12 protein-coding genes and 1 tRNA gene are annotated in these 17323 nt (G+C 38.2%); 9 read left to right on the top strand and 4 right to left on the bottom strand.

Features of this window, described 5'->3' with window-relative positions; all coding sequences use genetic code 11:
* Nucleotides 1–3650: YDG domain-containing protein (locus P767_RS17515; protein ID WP_172637512.1), on the bottom strand; the 3650-nt coding region annotated here is incomplete at its 3' end.
* A 500-nt stretch (nucleotides 3651–4150) separates the two neighbouring features.
* Here P767_RS17515 and P767_RS0104945 point away from each other — a divergent pair.
* The gene (locus P767_RS0104945) at nucleotides 4151–6079 is read left to right on the top strand and encodes a TonB-dependent receptor plug domain-containing protein (protein ID WP_026763638.1); all 1929 of its coding nucleotides are present in this window, start codon (nucleotides 4151–4153) and stop codon (nucleotides 6077–6079) included.
* On the opposite strand, the gene P767_RS0104940 is transcribed toward P767_RS0104945, so the two are convergent.
* Nucleotides 6076–7335 (bottom strand): aminotransferase class V-fold PLP-dependent enzyme, encoded by a 1260-nt coding sequence (locus P767_RS0104940; RefSeq protein ID WP_026763637.1) that lies wholly within the window; start codon nucleotides 7333–7335, stop codon nucleotides 6076–6078. The genes P767_RS0104945 and P767_RS0104940 overlap by 4 nt on opposite strands.
* A gap of 70 nt (nucleotides 7336–7405) precedes the next feature.
* Here P767_RS0104940 and P767_RS0104935 point away from each other — a divergent pair, with 70 nt between their 5' ends.
* Nucleotides 7406–10096, top strand: a complete 2691-nt coding sequence (locus tag P767_RS0104935; RefSeq protein ID WP_026763636.1) for a beta-glucosidase — start codon at nucleotides 7406–7408, stop codon at nucleotides 10094–10096.
* Here P767_RS0104935 and P767_RS0104930 read toward each other — a convergent pair.
* On the bottom strand, nucleotides 10093–11916 hold the full coding sequence (locus tag P767_RS0104930; RefSeq protein ID WP_026763635.1) for a sensor histidine kinase: 1824 nt from the start codon (nucleotides 11914–11916) through the stop codon (nucleotides 10093–10095). The genes P767_RS0104935 and P767_RS0104930 overlap by 4 nt on opposite strands.
* A gap of 67 nt (nucleotides 11917–11983) precedes the next feature.
* Between P767_RS0104930 and P767_RS0104925 the strand changes: the two genes are divergently transcribed.
* The 6 genes from P767_RS0104925 (at nucleotide 11984) to P767_RS0104900 (ending at nucleotide 16951) form a co-directional block, all read left to right on the top strand.
* The gene (locus tag P767_RS0104925) at nucleotides 11984–12544 is read left to right on the top strand and encodes a DUF4833 domain-containing protein (protein WP_026763634.1); all 561 of its coding nucleotides are present in this window, start codon (nucleotides 11984–11986) and stop codon (nucleotides 12542–12544) included.
* Nucleotides 12544–14265 carry a hypothetical protein gene (locus P767_RS0104920; RefSeq protein WP_026763633.1) on the top strand — a complete coding sequence of 574 codons (1722 nt, stop codon included), beginning with the start codon at nucleotides 12544–12546 and terminating at the stop codon, nucleotides 14263–14265. The genes P767_RS0104925 and P767_RS0104920 overlap by 1 nt, the downstream gene beginning before the upstream one ends.
* A gap of 63 nt (nucleotides 14266–14328) precedes the next feature.
* Nucleotides 14329–14402, top strand: a tRNA-Arg gene (locus tag P767_RS0104915).
* A gap of 152 nt (nucleotides 14403–14554) precedes the next feature.
* Nucleotides 14555–15145: a TetR/AcrR family transcriptional regulator gene (locus P767_RS17510; protein ID WP_051417136.1), complete on the top strand. Its 591-nt coding sequence runs from the start codon at nucleotides 14555–14557 to the stop codon at nucleotides 15143–15145.
* A 31-nt stretch (nucleotides 15146–15176) separates the two neighbouring features.
* Entirely contained in the window at nucleotides 15177–16502 is a 1326-nt protein-coding gene (locus P767_RS0104905) for an inositol-3-phosphate synthase (protein WP_026763632.1), read from the top strand.
* A complete protein-coding gene (locus tag P767_RS0104900; RefSeq protein WP_026763631.1) occupies nucleotides 16499–16951 on the top strand; it encodes a phosphatidylglycerophosphatase A family protein in 453 nt (150 codons plus the stop codon). The genes P767_RS0104905 and P767_RS0104900 overlap by 4 nt, the downstream gene beginning before the upstream one ends.
* Here P767_RS0104900 and P767_RS18780 read toward each other — a convergent pair.
* Nucleotides 16914–17075, bottom strand: a complete 162-nt coding sequence (locus tag P767_RS18780) for a hypothetical protein (protein ID WP_245586834.1) — start codon at nucleotides 17073–17075, stop codon at nucleotides 16914–16916. The two genes, P767_RS0104900 and P767_RS18780, sit on opposite strands and share 38 nt — an antisense overlap.
* Between P767_RS18780 and P767_RS19145 the strand changes: the two genes are divergently transcribed.
* Nucleotides 17011–17322: a GtrA family protein gene (locus P767_RS19145; protein ID WP_407636324.1), complete on the top strand. Its 312-nt coding sequence runs from the start codon at nucleotides 17011–17013 to the stop codon at nucleotides 17320–17322. The genes P767_RS18780 and P767_RS19145 overlap by 65 nt on opposite strands.
* The last annotated feature ends 1 nt before the right edge of the window (nucleotide 17323 follow it).

Raw genomic sequence — 17323 nt, 5'->3', positions numbered from 1 at the left:
ATAGAGCGTCCTGAAGCATCGTTGATCTTCATGGTCAACTCACCGGCTACTGGGCTTACAAAGCTGGCAGTGAATACATTGTCGGTTACAGGGTTAGGGAATACCTGGATGGTTTTCTCTTCCTGTTCTGTTGTATTCAAGGCTGGTTTTTCTTTGGTGAAGCTGATATTGCTGAAGGTAGAAGCAATTGGACTGTTTCTTCCTGCATTTACTTCAACAGTAAATACAAGGGTAGTTACGTCTTTAGGATCTATGTTCTTGGCAGAAGCAGCAGATTTAAACTGGCTGAAAGGAATAAAGTATTCCTGCTGTCCAGAACCCAGTCTGATATCAGTAGTGTACTGGTTTTTCCACTCGCTGATTCCGTTCTGTACCATGGTAACTCTTAGGTTATATCCACCTGCAGCAGTAAACTTAAGACCAGCATATCCGCTTAGGTCAGCTTCCATTCCACCTGCTTTTAGCAATTTGAATAAGGAAACGAAGTCAGAGCTATTGGCTTTTACTTCCACATTTCTTAGTACAGGGAATTCATTGGCAGAGATCGTACGCTTAGCGTCGTTGGTAACGGTGAAGGCACTTACACTGGTAGTGTTTCTGTTGTAATCAATAGCCCAAGTACCATCAGACATGTAAAGCATATCTTTTACTTCACCGTTCAGGAACATAGAGATAGAACTTTCGTATTTATCTCCAACGGGAACAGAGATGGTAGAAGTGCCGTTAGCATTAACAGTGAAAGGTACATTTCTTGTAACGATACCGGTAGAAGACTCATTGGATCTGTCTTCGAACTTGAAGAATCCGGTAGTAGCAGCAGTACCGTTCTTGATAACCAGGTTCAGGTTAGCACCTTCGCGCTTACCAGACTCAATATAGGTATCAGGACTAGCATTAACAATGGACTGATTAACCGGAGCAACGTCTTTCAACTTAGCCAATACTTCTTTCACCATATCATTAACGATGGTAGGAGAAGCAGCCCAGATCTGGAAGTTGTACATCTGGTCTTCGTTTACATAGCTTGTTGTTAAGAAGGCACTTTGTAGGTTGAAGTTGTTTCTTCCTGCTTTAGCACCTACAGTAAATGCAGTAGCGTATTCAAGGTTTCCTTTATCGTTTCTGATGGTGTAGTTGATGAAGTCGTATCCATCAATTTTCACTGATTCAACATCTAATAAAGTAGCACCTTTTAATCTGTCACAGATTGGTTTGGTGTGATCGTATAGTTCACCCAAAGTTTTGGTTGTGAAAGCAACCGCTTTGGTTTCTTTATTGGTATTAACATAGTCAACCGCAAATACTTCTTTGGCATTGGTAAAGCTTACGATATCAACAGGAGAGCTGTTGTAAGCTTTGTAACCTCTGTTAGACAGATCCGGCATGATGCTGGAAAGTTGCAGGCTGAAGATGCTGTTGGTGCTGGCAGAACGGATGGTTCCCTGAGCAGTTTCAACAACAGGCAGTTTGTTGTAATCAACTGCACCGTTCATATCATTGATGGCATTGTTCAGTACACGCTGAGCGATTGCATCACCCAGGCTCTTACTTTCAAGACCACCGCCGCCACCGCCGCTTACAAAAGAAGACTCACGACGATAAAGGATACGATAGTTTAGTTGATTAATACCATCTTCAGCAGTTACCAATATCTCAATGATATTGTCACCTTCTCTGATGGTGAAAGGAGCACTTGCCACACCGCTGGTAAGAGGTACATAAGCACCAGGTCCCATACCAGTATCAATTCTTGCCTGAATGGTTGCAAACTGATTTTCAACAGTAGGAGTTACAGTGAAAGTGTTAATGGCAGTTAATACATAGGTATCATAATCAAGGTCGTACTTATTGAAAGCTGTATTCAATGGTCCTGTAGAAGCAACGAGGTTACTTAGGAATGCATTGATGTTTGGAATTACTCTTATTTGATTAGCAACATAGTTAATGGTATAGTTGATGGCAGTAAAGGTACCACCCGTAGCTGCACTTGGTATAACTGCATTTAAAGTTAATCCTAAAGGATCTCCTGAAGCATCACCTGTTACATATGTCATGGTAACAGAGCCAATGGTTTCACCGTTCACTAAACCAGTAGAAGTAAAGGCAGTAACACCGGTAGAAGGATTAGCAATTGTTTCTCCGTGGTATTTGCGTACAGAGTCAGCCGTAATGGTTAAAGGTGCAGGAGTAATATCTGCGGTTAAACCAGTTGGTTGAGTTAATGTGTAGTTAGCAGCATCAGCACCAGAGATAGAATAACCCGTAACAGTAACAGCTTTAGCTAAACCCACAGTTGCAGTTGCAAAAGAAGCAGCAGCAGTACCACCAAGCGTTACCGCATCGCCCGATACAACGCCGACAAGGGCAGCAGTACCAGTTAATGTAGCGGCTGTTAATCCATTATATAATCTGTTATCAGCAGTTACACCAGAAATGGTTAGTGCTATCGCAGTAATATCTGCGGTTAAACCAGCAGGTTGAGTTAAAGTGTAGTTAGCAGCATCACCACCATTAATTGTATAGCCAATCACAGTCACAGGTTTTGCAGTACCAACCGTTTTAGTTGCAAAAGAAGCAGTACCAACTGCATCAATCGTTACCACATCACCCGATACAACACCACTTAAAGCAGCGGTACCTGCAAGAGTAGCAGTAGTTAAACCATTATATGCTCTACTAGTTGCAGTTAAACCAGTAATGGTTAAATTAATCGCAGTAATATCTGCGGTTAAACCAGCAGGTTGAATTAAAGTGTAGTTAGCAGCGTCAGCGCCATTAATAGTATACCCAATTACAGTTACAGGTTTTGCAGTACCTACAGTTTTATCTGCAAAAGAAGCAGTACCTACAGCGTCAATCGTTACCACATCACCTGATACAACACCACTTAAAGCAGCGGTACCTGCAAGAGTAGCAGTAGTTAAACCATTATATGCTCTACTAGTTGCAGTTAAACCAGTAATGGTTAAATTAATCGCAGTAATATCCGCATTAGGAATTGTTGGTTGGGTTACACTGTATTTTGCAGCATCTGCTCCTGAAAGAGAAAAACCAGTGGCAGTAACAGTTTTACCAGTTCCAACTGTTTTGGATGCGAAGTTTGCAGTACCTGCCGAAATGGTAACTACGTCTGAACCTACTAAACCTCCATTTAAAGTGGCGGTTCCAGATAAAGTTGCGGTAGTTAATCCATCGTAATTTTTATTATTGGCAGTTAAGCCAGTAATAGTAAGTGGTTTAACGTTTACAGTACTAGCAGGAATTGCAACTGTGTTATTTGTTGAGCCCTCCACTAAAGTAATGTTGCCACCCCCAATTGAGCCAGGATTAACACTTCCTGGCAATCTAACATAGATAGTAGCTGAAGCCACATTTCCGGAACCATCTGTTGGAACGTTTACCGAAGCGGCAAATCCTGAACCTGAAGTTAAAGACACTTCAAAATTTGCAGGAGCAGTTACAACAACGTTTGAAGACGCCGTTAATCCTGCTGCAATAAAAGTAAAGGATTGCTCTGTAGCGTCTGTACCATACGTCGTTGTAAACGTAGTGATGCTTCCACTAGGAGTAATGGACTGCGCAACTGCTGTAAATGCAGTTAGCAGGAAGAAAAAGGGCATCAAAATTTTGAGTAAAATTTTTGATTTCATGAGCCTAGTTTTAATTAAATAATTTTTAAAATGCCGTGCTTAAAATCAAAGCAGTTGGGGGATACAGATAGCTTTAAGCTTACGCGCATTTGTAGTAAAATTAGTTAATATGTTCCCTTTTTTGTAAGCATTTCCGCATTTGATATCAATTTTTGTCTAATTCCAGAATTGGGAATGCTTGTTTCTTTCTGAAACTTAGTATTCATAGATAATTATTTTGTTATATATACAAAGCTATTGGTATTTTTTTGCGGAATTTTTAGCATATAAATAACTAAAATTCAATATTTTACAAGATAATCTGTTAAATCTATTCAAAAACAGTATTAGAATATCCTCTTAGATTCTTTTGAAATACCCCACAAATTGCGCTTTTAAAAATGTGGATAACTTTTATATTATTCCTTTTTCGTCGCTAATTGTCAAAGTTTAGTCATCAATTCTGTTTTTGCCGGTAGATAGGAATTAGCCCATAGATTTGTTCCCCAAAATTGACCCCCTTGAAAAAGATATTGTTGATTCAGCTCCTTGTATTAATTTTTCGCCCCTTATTTGCTCAGGACAATAATGCTACAACTCAAGTAGAAGCTTCTGTTTTAGATCCTATTACAGTTACCAGTTCCTCTATAGAGACCAGGGCATCCAAAACGGGCAGGAATATTACAGTAATCACATCCAAAGAAATTGCACAGCTTCCGGTAAGAACTCCTGACGAATTACTGCGTTTCCTGCCGGGCATAGATGTTCAAACCAGGGGAGCTTTGGGCGCGCAAAGTGATATTAGTATGCGGGGGGGGACTTTTCAGCAGGTTTTGGTTATTCTGGATGGGCTAAGATTAAACGATCCTAATACAGGACATTTCAGCGGTTATATTCCGGTTGTCTTAGATGAAATTGAAAGAGTTGAAATATTAAAAGGAGCTTCATCAGGCATTTTTGGATCTGATGCAGTGGGTGGCGTAATCTATATTACAACGAAATGCTTTGCCAAACAAAAAGCTATTGGTAAAAGGGGGATTATACAAGTCGCTGGTGGAGACCTCGGACTAATAAGCAGTTCCGGATTTTACAGCGTCTCTAATTCCACTAACCAATTACAGATTTCTGCGCTGAGAAATCGCGCTGATGGACCGCAGCAAAGAGGCATCAAAGGATATATGCAGGAAGATGCATTTTCAGTTGCTTTTAGTAAGCAAAAAAAGTTTTGGCAAACCTCTTTCCGATCTGCTTATAATGAAAGAGCTTTTGCAGCACAAAACTTTTACACTTCATTTGTTTCCGACACTGCAGTGGAAAAGGTAAAAATTTTCTGGAATCAGTTTAATGCCAGTTATCAAAAAAATAAAGACCAGCTAACAATTTATGCAGGGTTTAAAAATACAGAAGACAATTATAAATTCAGTTCCGTTTCTACTGCCAATTCCAGTTTCTCCAATCTTTTTCAAATTAATACTGTATATACAAGAACTGCAACAGAGCAAACAAAATTTTCATTAGGTGCTCAGTATATTGGAAGAAATATTCGTTCCAATGACAGGGGAAGACATACGGTAAATCAGCTGGCTGTTTATGGAATTTTACAACATGCATTCAGCAACAGATTGGTAGCCAATAGTTCTTTAAGAACAGAATATACGGATAATGCAGGATGGATTGTTGTGCCACAGATTAATCTGTCATATCAATTGAATCAATTGCAATTAAGAGCCAGTGCAGGTTATGCGTACAGAAATGCAGACTTTACGGAACTCTACAATAATTATAACAGAACAGGTGTTAGAAGCGGATCTATTGGGAATCCTAATTTGTCAGCAGAGAAAAGCATGAACTATGAAGTAGGGGTGGATTGGGTACACAATCAATCGGGTAAATGGTCAGTAAGTTTATTTAGCAGAGATAGCAGGGATTTAATTGATTGGTCTTTGACTGCTTATGCAGACATGCCGCGAAAAGATAATTTGGTGGTTAATGGTAATTATTTCCTTGCAAGGAACCAGAATCGTATTTCTGTTTCTGGTCTTGAGCTAGATTACATTGTAGAAAAAAAATTGAATGAACAAAATTCTATAAGATTAAAAACCGGATTGATCTGGTTGAATACGGAAAGCAAAGAGGGGCCTTTAAGTTTTTATCTTTCTTCTGCCCCGAAATTTCTTGCCAATTTTGCCGCAGGAATCAAATTAAAAAATCTGGATTTCAGTTTTGCAGGGTTATATAAAAGCAGAGCTGCTCAGACTAACAACGCTTTATTGGTGCCATTGAGTAGTAGCTATTTTGTAATGAATACAAGAATCAATATTCATTTCAATAAAGTAAAACATATTGTGTTTTTACAGGCCGATAATGTATTGAATACATCTATTAATGATTTTGTTGGAACTCCATTGCCGGGAAGATGGTTGCAGGGAGGATTCCGATTTATTTTTTAACTGGCCATTTCCTTCAGTGCATATACAAAAGCATCGAGTTCTTTCAAGGTTGTAAAAACATTGGGCGTAATTCTGCAACCATGTACACCCGTACCATCAATGGCCACTGTATAAATTTTGTATTTATTCAATAGGGTGGTAGCCATATCAGCTGGTTTCATCCCTTTGATGCCAACATTTGCTATGGCACAGGAACGAGCACTGTCGGTAGGTGTATTAATTTGAATCTTTGGCAGATTGGCCACCTGCTTTGTCCAGTACTGCTGCAAAAATCTCAGTCTGCTTTCTTTATTGGCTGCACCAATTTTATTGTGAAAGTCAATTGCGGATTGAAGTGCCAGATAGGTATGCACAGGATTGGTTCCGAAATGATTCAAACGGTTGATTCCTGTAACAGATTCATTTTCTCCTAATAGAGGCCAGATTTTTTCCTGGTGTTTTTCCCTGATATATAACAATCCCACTCCTAATGGAACGGCCAGCCATTTGTGTAAGCTGGCTCCATAATAATCGCAGTTTAAATCGGGTATCTTAAACTGAAGTTGTGCAATGGCATGTGCTCCGTCTACCATTACTTCCACTCCATATTTATGTGCCATATCACAGATTTTTCTAACAGGTAAAATCTGTCCCGTGATATTGATCATATGGCATATCATGATCAGTTTTGTTTTGGGTGTAATGGCTCGCTCGTACAACGAAACGATTTCTTTATCGGAAGCTGGAATATTTGGAATAGAAAGTATGGTATTTTTAATGCCATATCTTTTAGCAACTTGTTTAAACATGTCAATCATGGCTCCGTAATCCTGCGCTGCAAAAATGGCTTCATCTTCTTTTTGCCATGGATAACCACTAATAATTAAATCGAGTGATTCGGTTGTATTTCTGGTTAAAACAATTTCTGTGGGATTACAACCGGTAAAGGAAGCAATTAATTTATTTTGTTCGGCTCTTTCAGAAAACTGTCTATTTCTCATGTAGAAGGAAGCATGATAGTTAACTTCCTTTATTAAAGAGAGATATTTTTCCAAAGTGGGTTCTGGTAGTAAATTATAGTAACCATTTTCCAGATTTATATAGTCGGGTTTTATTTTGTATAAGTTCCTGATGCCTGCCCAGAAGTTCTCGTCTTCTGCTATTGGAATTGAAGTATTTTTTTTGGGTAGACTGATTTCAGTTGCCATTGCTTTGCTTAATTCCGGAATGGCCAATCCGGTAAGTGCAAAGCTTTTAATAAACTTTCTTTTATTCATGCTATAACCTTGTTTATTAAAGTTAGGAATAATCAGATTTCTGCAAGGTTGTTTTTCTTAATTTCATTCTATGTTTAAGTTATTTCTATTTCTAATCTTGTTACTTGGTATTGAGAATAATATCTGGTCGCAGGAACAAATTCTTATTTATAAAAATCCCAGATATTCCTATACGGAAAGAGTAGAAGACCTGTTAAAAAGAATGACCCCCAGAGAAAAATTCTGGCAGTTATTCATGATCCCCGGAGATTTGGGAGAACAGCCTGATTTGTACAGGGAAGGATTGTTTGGATTTCAGGTAAGTGCAGCTACAGCAGGTAATACCGCCGGAAATCAGATGCTGCAATACAATACAAAAGAAAATGCTTTGTTATTGGCAAAAAAAATTAATCAGATTCAGTCTTATTTTATTTATCAAACAAGATTGGGTATTCCGATTATTCCTTTTGACGAAGCATTACATGGTCTGGTACGCAATGGGGCAACTGTATTTCCACAATCAATTGCTTTGGCAGCTAGTTTTGATACAGCAACAATGGGGGCTGTTTCCCGAGCCATTGCGGTAGAATCAAGGGCCAGAGGTATAAGGGATATTCTATCTCCTGTTCTCAATATTGCATCTGATGTAAGATGGGGCAGAACAGAAGAAACCTATGGAGAAGATCCTTTGTTGGTAACGCTAATGGCAGGCACTTATATTCGGAATTTAGAACAAAATGGAATTGTTGCTACACCTAAACATTTTGTTGCGAATGTAGGAGATGGAGGAAGAGATAGTTATCCAATTCATGCAAGTGAATTAGTATTGAATGAATTATATTTTCCACCATTTAAACATGCTATTGAGCAGGCTGGTGCAAGATCTGTCATGACTGCCTATAATTCTTTGAATGGCATTCCTGCCACAGCCAATGATTGGCTTTTGAATAGAAAACTAAAACAGGAATGGGGCTTTGAGGGCTTTGTAATTTCAGATGCGGGAGCGGTTGGTGGATCAACTGTTTTACATCATACCACAGCTGATTATCCTGCATCTTCTGCTGATGCCATTAATAATGGGTTGGATGTAATTTTTCAAACTCAGTATAAACATCATGAATTGTTTCTTCCTCCATTTTTAGACGGAAGAATTCCTGTAAAACGAATAGACGATGCAGTAAGAAGAGTTTTGCGTGTCAAGTTTGAACTGGGTCTTTTTGATCAACCATTTATTGATGAAAGTGAAGCAGCTAAGTGGGTAAATAATCCGGTGCATAAAAAATTAGCCAGGGAAGCCGCTGCTAAATCTTTTGTGCTGCTAAAAAACAACAATCAGGTTTTACCCATACAACCGTCTGTGAGTAAGATAGCTGTAATTGGCGAAGAAGCCATTAAAGGGAGGCTGGGTGGTTATAGCGGCCCGGGCAATGGGGTAGTTACCATATTAGATGGAATTAAAGCCGCAGCAGGAGCAAAGAGACAAGTGTTTTTTTCAAAGGGAGCAACGGTTCAGTCAGATATATTTTCCATTGTACCTACTGATAATTTATATGCTGACAAATCTGGCAAAAAGCATGGTTTAATGGCCAGTTATTTCAGAGGGTTGGAACCGGGTAAGGATTTGGTAAAGTCGCATCTGGTAAGTGAGCTGAATGAATCTTATACTTTTATGTCACCAGATAGCAGCTTGGATGCCAACCATTTTTCTGTTCGTTATACCGGATTTCTTGTTCCGGAAAAATCAGGCAAATACCAATTGGCATTGGAAGGAAATGATGGTTTCAGAATGTACATTGATAATAAATTAGTCATTAATCAATGGAGAAAAATTTCTTACAGAAGAATTTCAGTTCCTTTACTGTTAGAGAAGGGAAAGCATTATGCCGTAAGAATTGAATTCTATGAATCAAAAGGCAATGCCAAAATAAAATTGCTTTGGGATCGGGCCATTGCTGATAATAACAGCCGGATAATTGCTGATGCAGTTGCCGTTGCCAGACAGTCAGATTTAGCCTTTGTTGTAGCAGGTATTCATGAAGGGGAATTTCAGGACAGAGCCCGTTTGTCTTTGACTCCTAATCAGGAGAAACTAATTGAAGCAGTTGCTGCAACAGGAAAACCTGTGGTTGTATTGCTTACCGGAGGAAGTGCGATAACCATGGAAAAATGGTTGCATAAAGTGCAAGGAGTTATGATGTTATGGTATCCGGGCGAGGAGGGGGGTAATGCTGTTGCGGATATTTTGTTTGATAAGAAAAATCCTGCCGGCAGGTTGCCTATTACTTTTCCCGTTAGTGAAGGGCAGGTTCCATTGGTGTATAATCATAAACCCACCGGAAGAGGAGATGACTATCATGATCTAAGCGGAGAGCCGCTGTTCCCTTTTGGTTATGGATTAAGTTATACTGATTTTGAATATAGCAATCTTCGTTTCAGTAAAGACAGTCTTAGTGAAATAGACGAGATGAAAGTTTACGTGGATGTACAGAACACGGGTAAAAAAGAGGGGGAGGAAGTTGTTCAGCTTTATGTAAATAATTTGCTCTCATCCGTATCCACTCCAGTTCTTTCTTTAAAGAATTTCAAAAGGATTCATTTGTTGCCGCGTGAAAAAAAGACGATAGTTTTTTCTTTTGACAGTAAAGTTTTTCAATTGATAAATAAGGAGGGTAATCCCGTGTTTGAACCGGGTTGGGTAAATATCATGATTGGAAAAAACAGCAGAGAACTGGTGCTGAAGAAAAAATTGGTTTTATGGAAAAGTAATCAAAAGGATAATTAATTAGATGCCATATTCGGAAACTCAATAATAATAGTTGTTCCATTATTTTCTTCACTTTCCAGTGATATTTTTCCGTTTTGCATGTCCACAAAGTTTTTTACCAGTACTAAACCAAGTCCATTTCCTTTGATGTTTTTAGTGTTGGATCCTCTGAAATAGGAACTGAAGAGTTTAAACTTTTCCTGAGCTGGAATCCCTATGCCATAATCCTTTACAATGATGCTGGTTGTTTCTTTTTTAAAATTAACCGTGATTTCAGGAGCTTTTTTGTCTTTTGAATATTTTATTGCATTGGCAATTATATTATCCAGAATATGCATCATTAGTATTTCATCAAGTATCATATTACAGGGTTCACCTTTGATTGTTAAATCAATCTGACGTTCATCCTTATTCATTAAAGCTATTCTGTTAATGGAATTTTGTATGATAGGGATAAGGGAGATTTCTTTTTTGTTAACGGTGATTTTGCCTGACTCCATTCTGCCTACTGTAAGAAATTCTGTGATTACATAAGTAAGCCTGTCTATTTCTTTATCCATTACCTGCAATCTTTTGGTTAGCTCATCAGGTAATTCAATCTTCAGTTTTTTCAGATATATGTCCAGAATTTCCATGCTGGTTCTGAAAATGGTTAGTGGTGTTCTGAATTCGTGTGATACATTGGTTACAAATTCAGACTTGATTCTATTCAGCTCAATTTCTTTTTCCAGTGCTTTGTTGGCTGAAATATCAATGGCTGTAACTGAAATATGAGTAGGGACTTCCTGTTCATTTCTGTGTAATAGCACAACCTGCCAAACAGTGATTTCCTTGTTTTTTAAATTCAGATAGGTATTTGATCCAATCCAGGTGCCGTCTTTCAGTAAAATATTTAAGAGTTCATCCAGTGTAAAAGCAGCATCGAGTATTTTAAATTTTTTTAGATCGATTTTACTTATTTCAGTTGATTCATCTAAACCTATATTTCTTAAAAGAGCCTTATTGGCAAAGGTGAACTTGAAATTTAAATCGAAAGTGGCAAAGAATGCCGGAGTATTGTCCAGGATGTCTAGCAATTCTTCCTGTTTCTGAACCAGTGATTTTCGCTCTTTTGTAATATCACTGAATGTACAGATTACATGGTCAAAATTTCCTGAAATATCAAATTGAGGTTCTGCATTTACCAGCAGCCAGACCCTGTCTTGTGTCTTGGGTCTGTATACACCCATCACAACATCACGTACAGGTTTTTGTGTGGCAATGGCTGTTGGAACGGGATGTTCCTGGCCAGGAAAAGGAGAACCATCGCTATGTATTACATTCCAGTCCGGATCAAAAGAAGTTTTGCCCAATAACTGGTCTTCTGTAAGACCAAGCATGTCTAAAGCTGGTTGATTACATAGAGTAATTTCTGAGTTTTGTTTTTGAATTATTAAGCCAATGTTGATATTCTGAACCAAAGAGCGATAATGCTTTTCATTGTTTTTTAGCTCAGATATATTTCGGCCAATAACAATTGTGTCTTTGGTATGCTTATCCCAGATAAAGCTCCAGGATAAATATATTTCAGTGTTATCCTTGCTTAGGATTCTGTTTTCAAAATTGTAAATTTTCCCCAGTTGTCTTACGGCAATAAATGCTTCCAGTTTACTGGCTTTATCTTCTTCAACCACTTTGTCCAAAATATTCGTACCAGTTATATTTTCAGCAGGATAGCCCAGAATCAATTCAGCTGATTTACTGCAAAAAAGTACCCTTCCTTCTAAATTGATGATTTGTATTAAGTCGAGTGATAAATCTAATACTCTAATGATATCCGGATTCTGAAATGTAGACATACTCTAAGTTACAGAATGAATATAAATCTTAATTTATTTGCAGGTTTATTTATATGAAAAGATGTGTATGTTATTTAGTAAATTACCGTTACAAATAATGGTGATGAGATTTTGTTTTTTTTGCCTTTTCTTACTATTTCTTACAGTTGCGAATGCTCAAGAAAATTACCCCATTCCCGCACCAACTGAAAATCGGCTCTTCATTATTCAGCATAGCAAGAATCATAATACGTATGTTTATGATGCCAATTTTACTCCGGATAAAAATATAAATGAGAATGAGCCTGTTAAGGTTTATCGGGTTGTTTACACCGATGGGGGAGTAATTAAACCTTTAACAACTATACAGCGCAAACTGGCTTATGGTGTTCATGTTAGAAAAGTTTCAGAAAGTATGTTTAAACTTAAATTGGTTTCGTATAGTGGTTTAGATCTTTGGATGAAAATAGGACAGGACGGGAAGGCATTTGTAGAAACATATATACAAAATCAAACAATTATTCTTACCCGGTTGTTCTTAAAAATGAAAGAGGGTAGAAGTGATTTGAATCCAAAGCTTGAACACGTAATTATTTATGGATTTGATAGTGCCGGTAATCGAACAAACTTGAAAATAATACCTGAGTAATGCGAATAAAGAAACAACTAGGGCTGCTGATTTTAGCGTGGATGAGTAGTTTTTATTCACTAAAAGCCCAACAGCCTAATTTCCATTCATTGTATGCCCATCAGGCAAAGTCTGTTTATGGTACAGGTGATAAAGTATATAGCAAAATATATGTTCGCCAGAACAACAGACTTTTAATGCAACCCGTAAATGTGTACGTAGATTGGTACAATGCAGATGGGCTTTTACTGGAGCATCAAACCTATCTGGCGCAAAAGGGTGGTGCAGATATCAACTTTGTAGTGCCTAAGAATTATGCTTTTGCCTTTCTAAGAATGAGGGCATATACGCTAATCTCCATCAATCAAACCCCCGAATTCCGGTATTGTGATCAGGTTGTTCCTGTTTATCAGCCTAATTTGAGTTCTGTAGAAAAAGACTCTGTAAAAAATATATCACAACCACAGGAACAGGTTAATGCTCAAGATATATCAGAAGATTTAATTGCAATAAAACAATATTCACAATCATTTGATGCGAAAGGTAAAAACGAGTGGTCAGTTATTAATAAGTCGGGAGATTTTGTAAACCTTTCCGTTTCTGTAGTAGAAGAGGAAACGTATATTCCAACCCTTTATTCAATTCGGCGAGATTTTAGGGCTGGTAGTCCAGCCATTGTGCAAAAGACGATACCTTTTATGGATGCATTTGTTCAGGTTAAAGGTGCATTCTTATCAGAACCGGGAGAATTGAAGAATGCGATGGTTTCTTTTTCATTGATGAAGAGAGGGACTGTTCCCATAATTGATGATGTGCCTGTAACCGATAGCGGAACTTTTTTGGTTGATCGTTTAATCATTAATGATTCTGCTACACTTGGTATTCAGCTGGATACCCGTAAAAAGAAGAAGCAAAAGATTGCGCTGCAATTTCAACAACTGGGTTTGTTTGCAGATGCCCCGGCTTATGTGAATGATTTCGGCTACCCTTTGCCTGAGTTGCGGTTTCAATCCCCCAAAGCCAGAGAACTGGCCACTTATGTGCCTGCAGAGAATGAAGTTGTGGTATACAGTACAAGTAAAAGCCCATTGCAGGTTTTAGAGGATAAGTATACAACCGGATTATTCAAAGGTGGGGATGCAATTGGCTTTAATATGATGACACCCAATGCTATTTCATTCACGAATATTTTTGAATTTCTAAAGGGGAAGGTTCCTGGACTGCAAATCTTTTTTGACACCGATTCTATGGGGCAAAAGAGTATGCCACGCTTATTTTGGAGGTCACAGCAGGATATGCTGAAATTTTTTCTGAATCAGATGCTGGTAGATATAGATATTATTTTAACATTGAACATTAATGAAATTGCCTACGTTAAAGTATTCAAACCGCCGTTTCTGGGAGCGGCATTGGGAGCACCCAACGGAGCAATTGCGGTTTACACCAAACAAGGCGATGAAGCCAATTATATACCCAAAGGATCTATGCTTACACAGATACCGATTAAAGGCTTTACCTCTTATCAGCCCTTCACTGGACCAAAGTATAGTTCTGAAAAACAGAAATCAGTTATTGACAAACGTAGACTACTGCACTGGGTATCATCCCTTCATTTAACTCCGGAAGAACCTGAATTTAAAATCAATTATTTTAACAATGACAGAAGTAAACGGCACAGGGTTATTGTGGAAGGGGTTCAGCAAAACGGAAATCTAATTAGAAAAGAATGGATTTTAGAGTAAAACAAGCGAACTTATTTTGCCATTTATAATGTTTGATTTATATTTGCAGCCCGTTAACGGAATGGCTGCGTAGCTCAACTGAATAGAGCATCTGACTACGGATCAGAAGGTTTTAGGTTTGAATCCTAACGCGGTCACTAAAAGCCACTGTAACTCTTGTTATGGTGGCTTTTTTAGTACTTGAATTGTCAGAGAACCGTAAGATTTTATGAGATTCACCGATAATTTAATAGATGTACCAACATTTATTGTAATTTTGGACTTCAAAACCAATTTGGTCTAAAAGTTTATGGTTAAAGAAGAGATTTTTAAGGAGGACATTATACGGGAAGCGCAAAAGCTATTCCAGCTATACGGCCTTAAAAAGACCACCATGGAAGATATTGCCAAAGCCTTAGGTAAAGGGAAAAGCACTTTATATTACTATTACCAGAGCAAGGAACTGATATTTGAAGAAGTGCTCCAGAGGGAATTGCAGGAAGTGTTCAGGCAAACCCAGATTGCCGTTGAAAGTGTAGAATCTGCCGAAGAAAAATTAAAAGTTTTTGCTGTCACAAGAATTAATGTTCTTAGCAATATGTTGAATCTTTACCGACTGGTATGTGGAGAATTCGTTGAACAAATTCCTTGCGGCAGGGTTTTATTTAATGAGTATTCGCAATTAGAGATCAGTTTAATCAGGTCAATCCTGATGTATGGTATAGAAAAAGGAGAATTTAACCAGGCTATTGAGAAGGAAATGGACTTATTACCGTCTGTTGTGGTTAGCAGTATACGCGGGATTGAACGGGATTTTTTCAACGATAAACTGGTGGGACTGGAAAACAGAATCGGAGCTATTTCCAATCTGTTTGTGAATGGACTAAAAAAAAGTAGTTAATAACTGTTTTAATAAATAAAGATCACTAAATATGAAACAAAACATCACCCCTGCAGAAGGGAAACTAGGTATCTTGATTCCAGGTTTAGGTGCAGTTGGCACCACCATGATTGCAGGTGTAATAGCTGTTAATAAAGGCTTATCTCAACCTGTTGGCGCACTGACGCAGATGGGTAATATTCGCTTAGGAAAAAGAACAGAGAATCGATACCCCTTAATTAAGGATTTCGTTCCTTTAGCAAATTTGACTGATATTGTTTTTGGTGGATGGGATGTTTATGCAGATAACGTATTTGAAGCTGCCATCAATGCAAAGGTTCTTGAGCCCATGTTATTACATGCGGTTAAGCCCGAACTGGAAGCCATTAAGCCAATGAAGGCGGTATTTGATCGTGAATACATTAAGAACTTAGACGGAACGCATATTAAGGAGGGTAGTTCCAAGTGGGATTTGGCTCAGCAGGTGATGAATGATATAGAGCAATTTAAAAAGGACAATGGATGTAGCCGCGTTGTAATTGTTTGGTGTGGATCTACTGAAAAGTACATTGAAACCAGCGCAGTTCACGAAACACTTGAGTCATTTGAAGCAGGTTTAAAGAACAGCGATCCGGCCATTGCTCCAAGTATGATATATGCTTATGCTGCTTTGAAACTGGGCGTGCCTTATGCAAATGGAGCTCCTAACTTAACTGTAGATATTCCAGCATTGGAAGCTTTGGCAAAAGAAACCCAAACACCTATTGCAGGTAAGGATTTCAAAACCGGCCAAACTTTAATGAAAACTGTTCTTGCTCCGGGATTACATGCTAGAGCATTGGGGGTAAGAGGCTGGTTCTCTACCAATATTTTAGGTAACAGAGATGGTTTGGTGCTGGATGACCCGGATAACTTTAAAACCAAGGAAGTTTCCAAATTAAGTGTATTGGAAGATATACTTCAACCTGAAGTGAATCCATCACTATACGGAGATTTATATCACAAAGTAAGAATCAATTATTATCCTCCTCATGGTGATAACAAAGAGAGCTGGGATAATATAGACATATTCGGCTGGTTAGGTTATTCTATGCAGATTAAAATCAATTTCCTGTGTAGAGATTCAATTCTTGCGGCTCCGATTGTATTAGATCTTGCCTTATTCATGGATCTTGCAAAGCGTTCTAATATGAGTGGAATTCAGGAGTGGCTTTCTTTCTACTTTAAGTCTCCTCAGACTTTACCAGGATTAAGACCAGAGCATGATATTTTTAAACAACTAATCAAGTTGCAGAATACGTTGAGACATATCATGGGTGAAGATTTAATTACGCATCTTGGACTGGATTATTACCAGGATGTAGTAGAAGCTCTATGATAAAAGTTCATGAGATATTGTCCAGCTTTTTTGGAATTGGTTTTATAAAAAAAGGTGGAGGTACGGTAGCAGCTATTGCAACTGCACTTATATGGATGGTTGCAGTAGCTGTACCTGATACCTGGATGGTTATAGGTTCTGTATTGGTTGTTATTGTTTATGGAATCTGGGCTGGTAACGAAGTTGAAAAAAAATGGGGGAAGGATAGCAGCAAAGTGGTGATTGATGAAGTGGCAGGTATGCTGGTTGCCTTGCTGTTTATTCCGGTTTCATTTGTGAATGTTTTACTTGCCTTGGGGCTTTTCAGGTTTTTTGACATTCTTAAGCCTTTGTTGATTCGAAGGCTGGAGCAAATGCCTGGAGGCTGGGGAGTGATGGGGGATGATGTGTTGGCAGGTATTTATAGTAATATCATTCTGCATTTATTTCTTCTTTTACATCTATGGTAAAATCTGCTTTCATAAAAGCCCAGGCATCTTCGTTAATTGCAACGGTTATTGATTTTTCAATGACAGTGCTGATGGTAGAGTGGGTTAAGTTATATGCAGTTTTGGGTGCTGCGATCGGCACCATTACCGGAGGGCTTGTGAATTTTTTGTTGGGTAGGAATTGGGTTTTTACCGGGGGATCAAAACCGGTTTTTGTGCAGGCCTTTCGTTATTTTTTAGTGTGGGTGGGAAATTTCATTTTAAATATTGTAGGGATGACGTTGATGGTTCAGGTTGTACATGCAAATTATATTTTTTCAAAATTTTTAATTTCTCTGTTAGTTGGTATTTTTTATAATTATCTGTTGCAGGGGAGATTTGTATTTAAATAAA

It is taken from the genome of Sediminibacterium salmoneum NBRC 103935 (assembly GCF_000511175.1).
GTDB lineage: Bacteria > Bacteroidota > Bacteroidia > Chitinophagales > Chitinophagaceae > Sediminibacterium > Sediminibacterium salmoneum.
Note: the sequence above shows the minus strand (reverse complement) of the source record. Positions and strands in the feature narration are given on the sequence as shown.

Bases quoted from the DNA above. Each gene is read 5' to 3' on its own strand.
- P767_RS0104940 (WP_026763637.1), bottom strand. From the start codon at position 7,335: ATGAATAAAAGAAAGTTTATTAAAAGCTTTGCACTTACCGGATTGGCC.
- P767_RS0104935 (WP_026763636.1), top strand. From the start codon at position 7,406: ATGTTTAAGTTATTTCTATTTCTAATCTTGTTACTTGGTATTGAGAAT.
- P767_RS0104930 (WP_026763635.1), bottom strand. From the start codon at position 11,916: ATGTCTACATTTCAGAATCCGGATATCATTAGAGTATTAGATTTATCA.
- P767_RS0104925 (WP_026763634.1), top strand. From the start codon at position 11,984: ATGTTATTTAGTAAATTACCGTTACAAATAATGGTGATGAGATTTTGT.
- P767_RS0104920 (WP_026763633.1), top strand. From the start codon at position 12,544: ATGCGAATAAAGAAACAACTAGGGCTGCTGATTTTAGCGTGGATGAGT.
- P767_RS17510 (WP_051417136.1), top strand. From the start codon at position 14,555: ATGGTTAAAGAAGAGATTTTTAAGGAGGACATTATACGGGAAGCGCAA.
- P767_RS0104905 (WP_026763632.1), top strand. From the start codon at position 15,177: ATGAAACAAAACATCACCCCTGCAGAAGGGAAACTAGGTATCTTGATT.
- P767_RS0104900 (WP_026763631.1), top strand. From the start codon at position 16,499: ATGATAAAAGTTCATGAGATATTGTCCAGCTTTTTTGGAATTGGTTTT.
- P767_RS19145 (WP_407636324.1), top strand. From the start codon at position 17,011: ATGACAGTGCTGATGGTAGAGTGGGTTAAGTTATATGCAGTTTTGGGT.
- P767_RS18780 (WP_245586834.1), bottom strand. From the start codon at position 17,075: ATGGTGCCGATCGCAGCACCCAAAACTGCATATAACTTAACCCACTCT.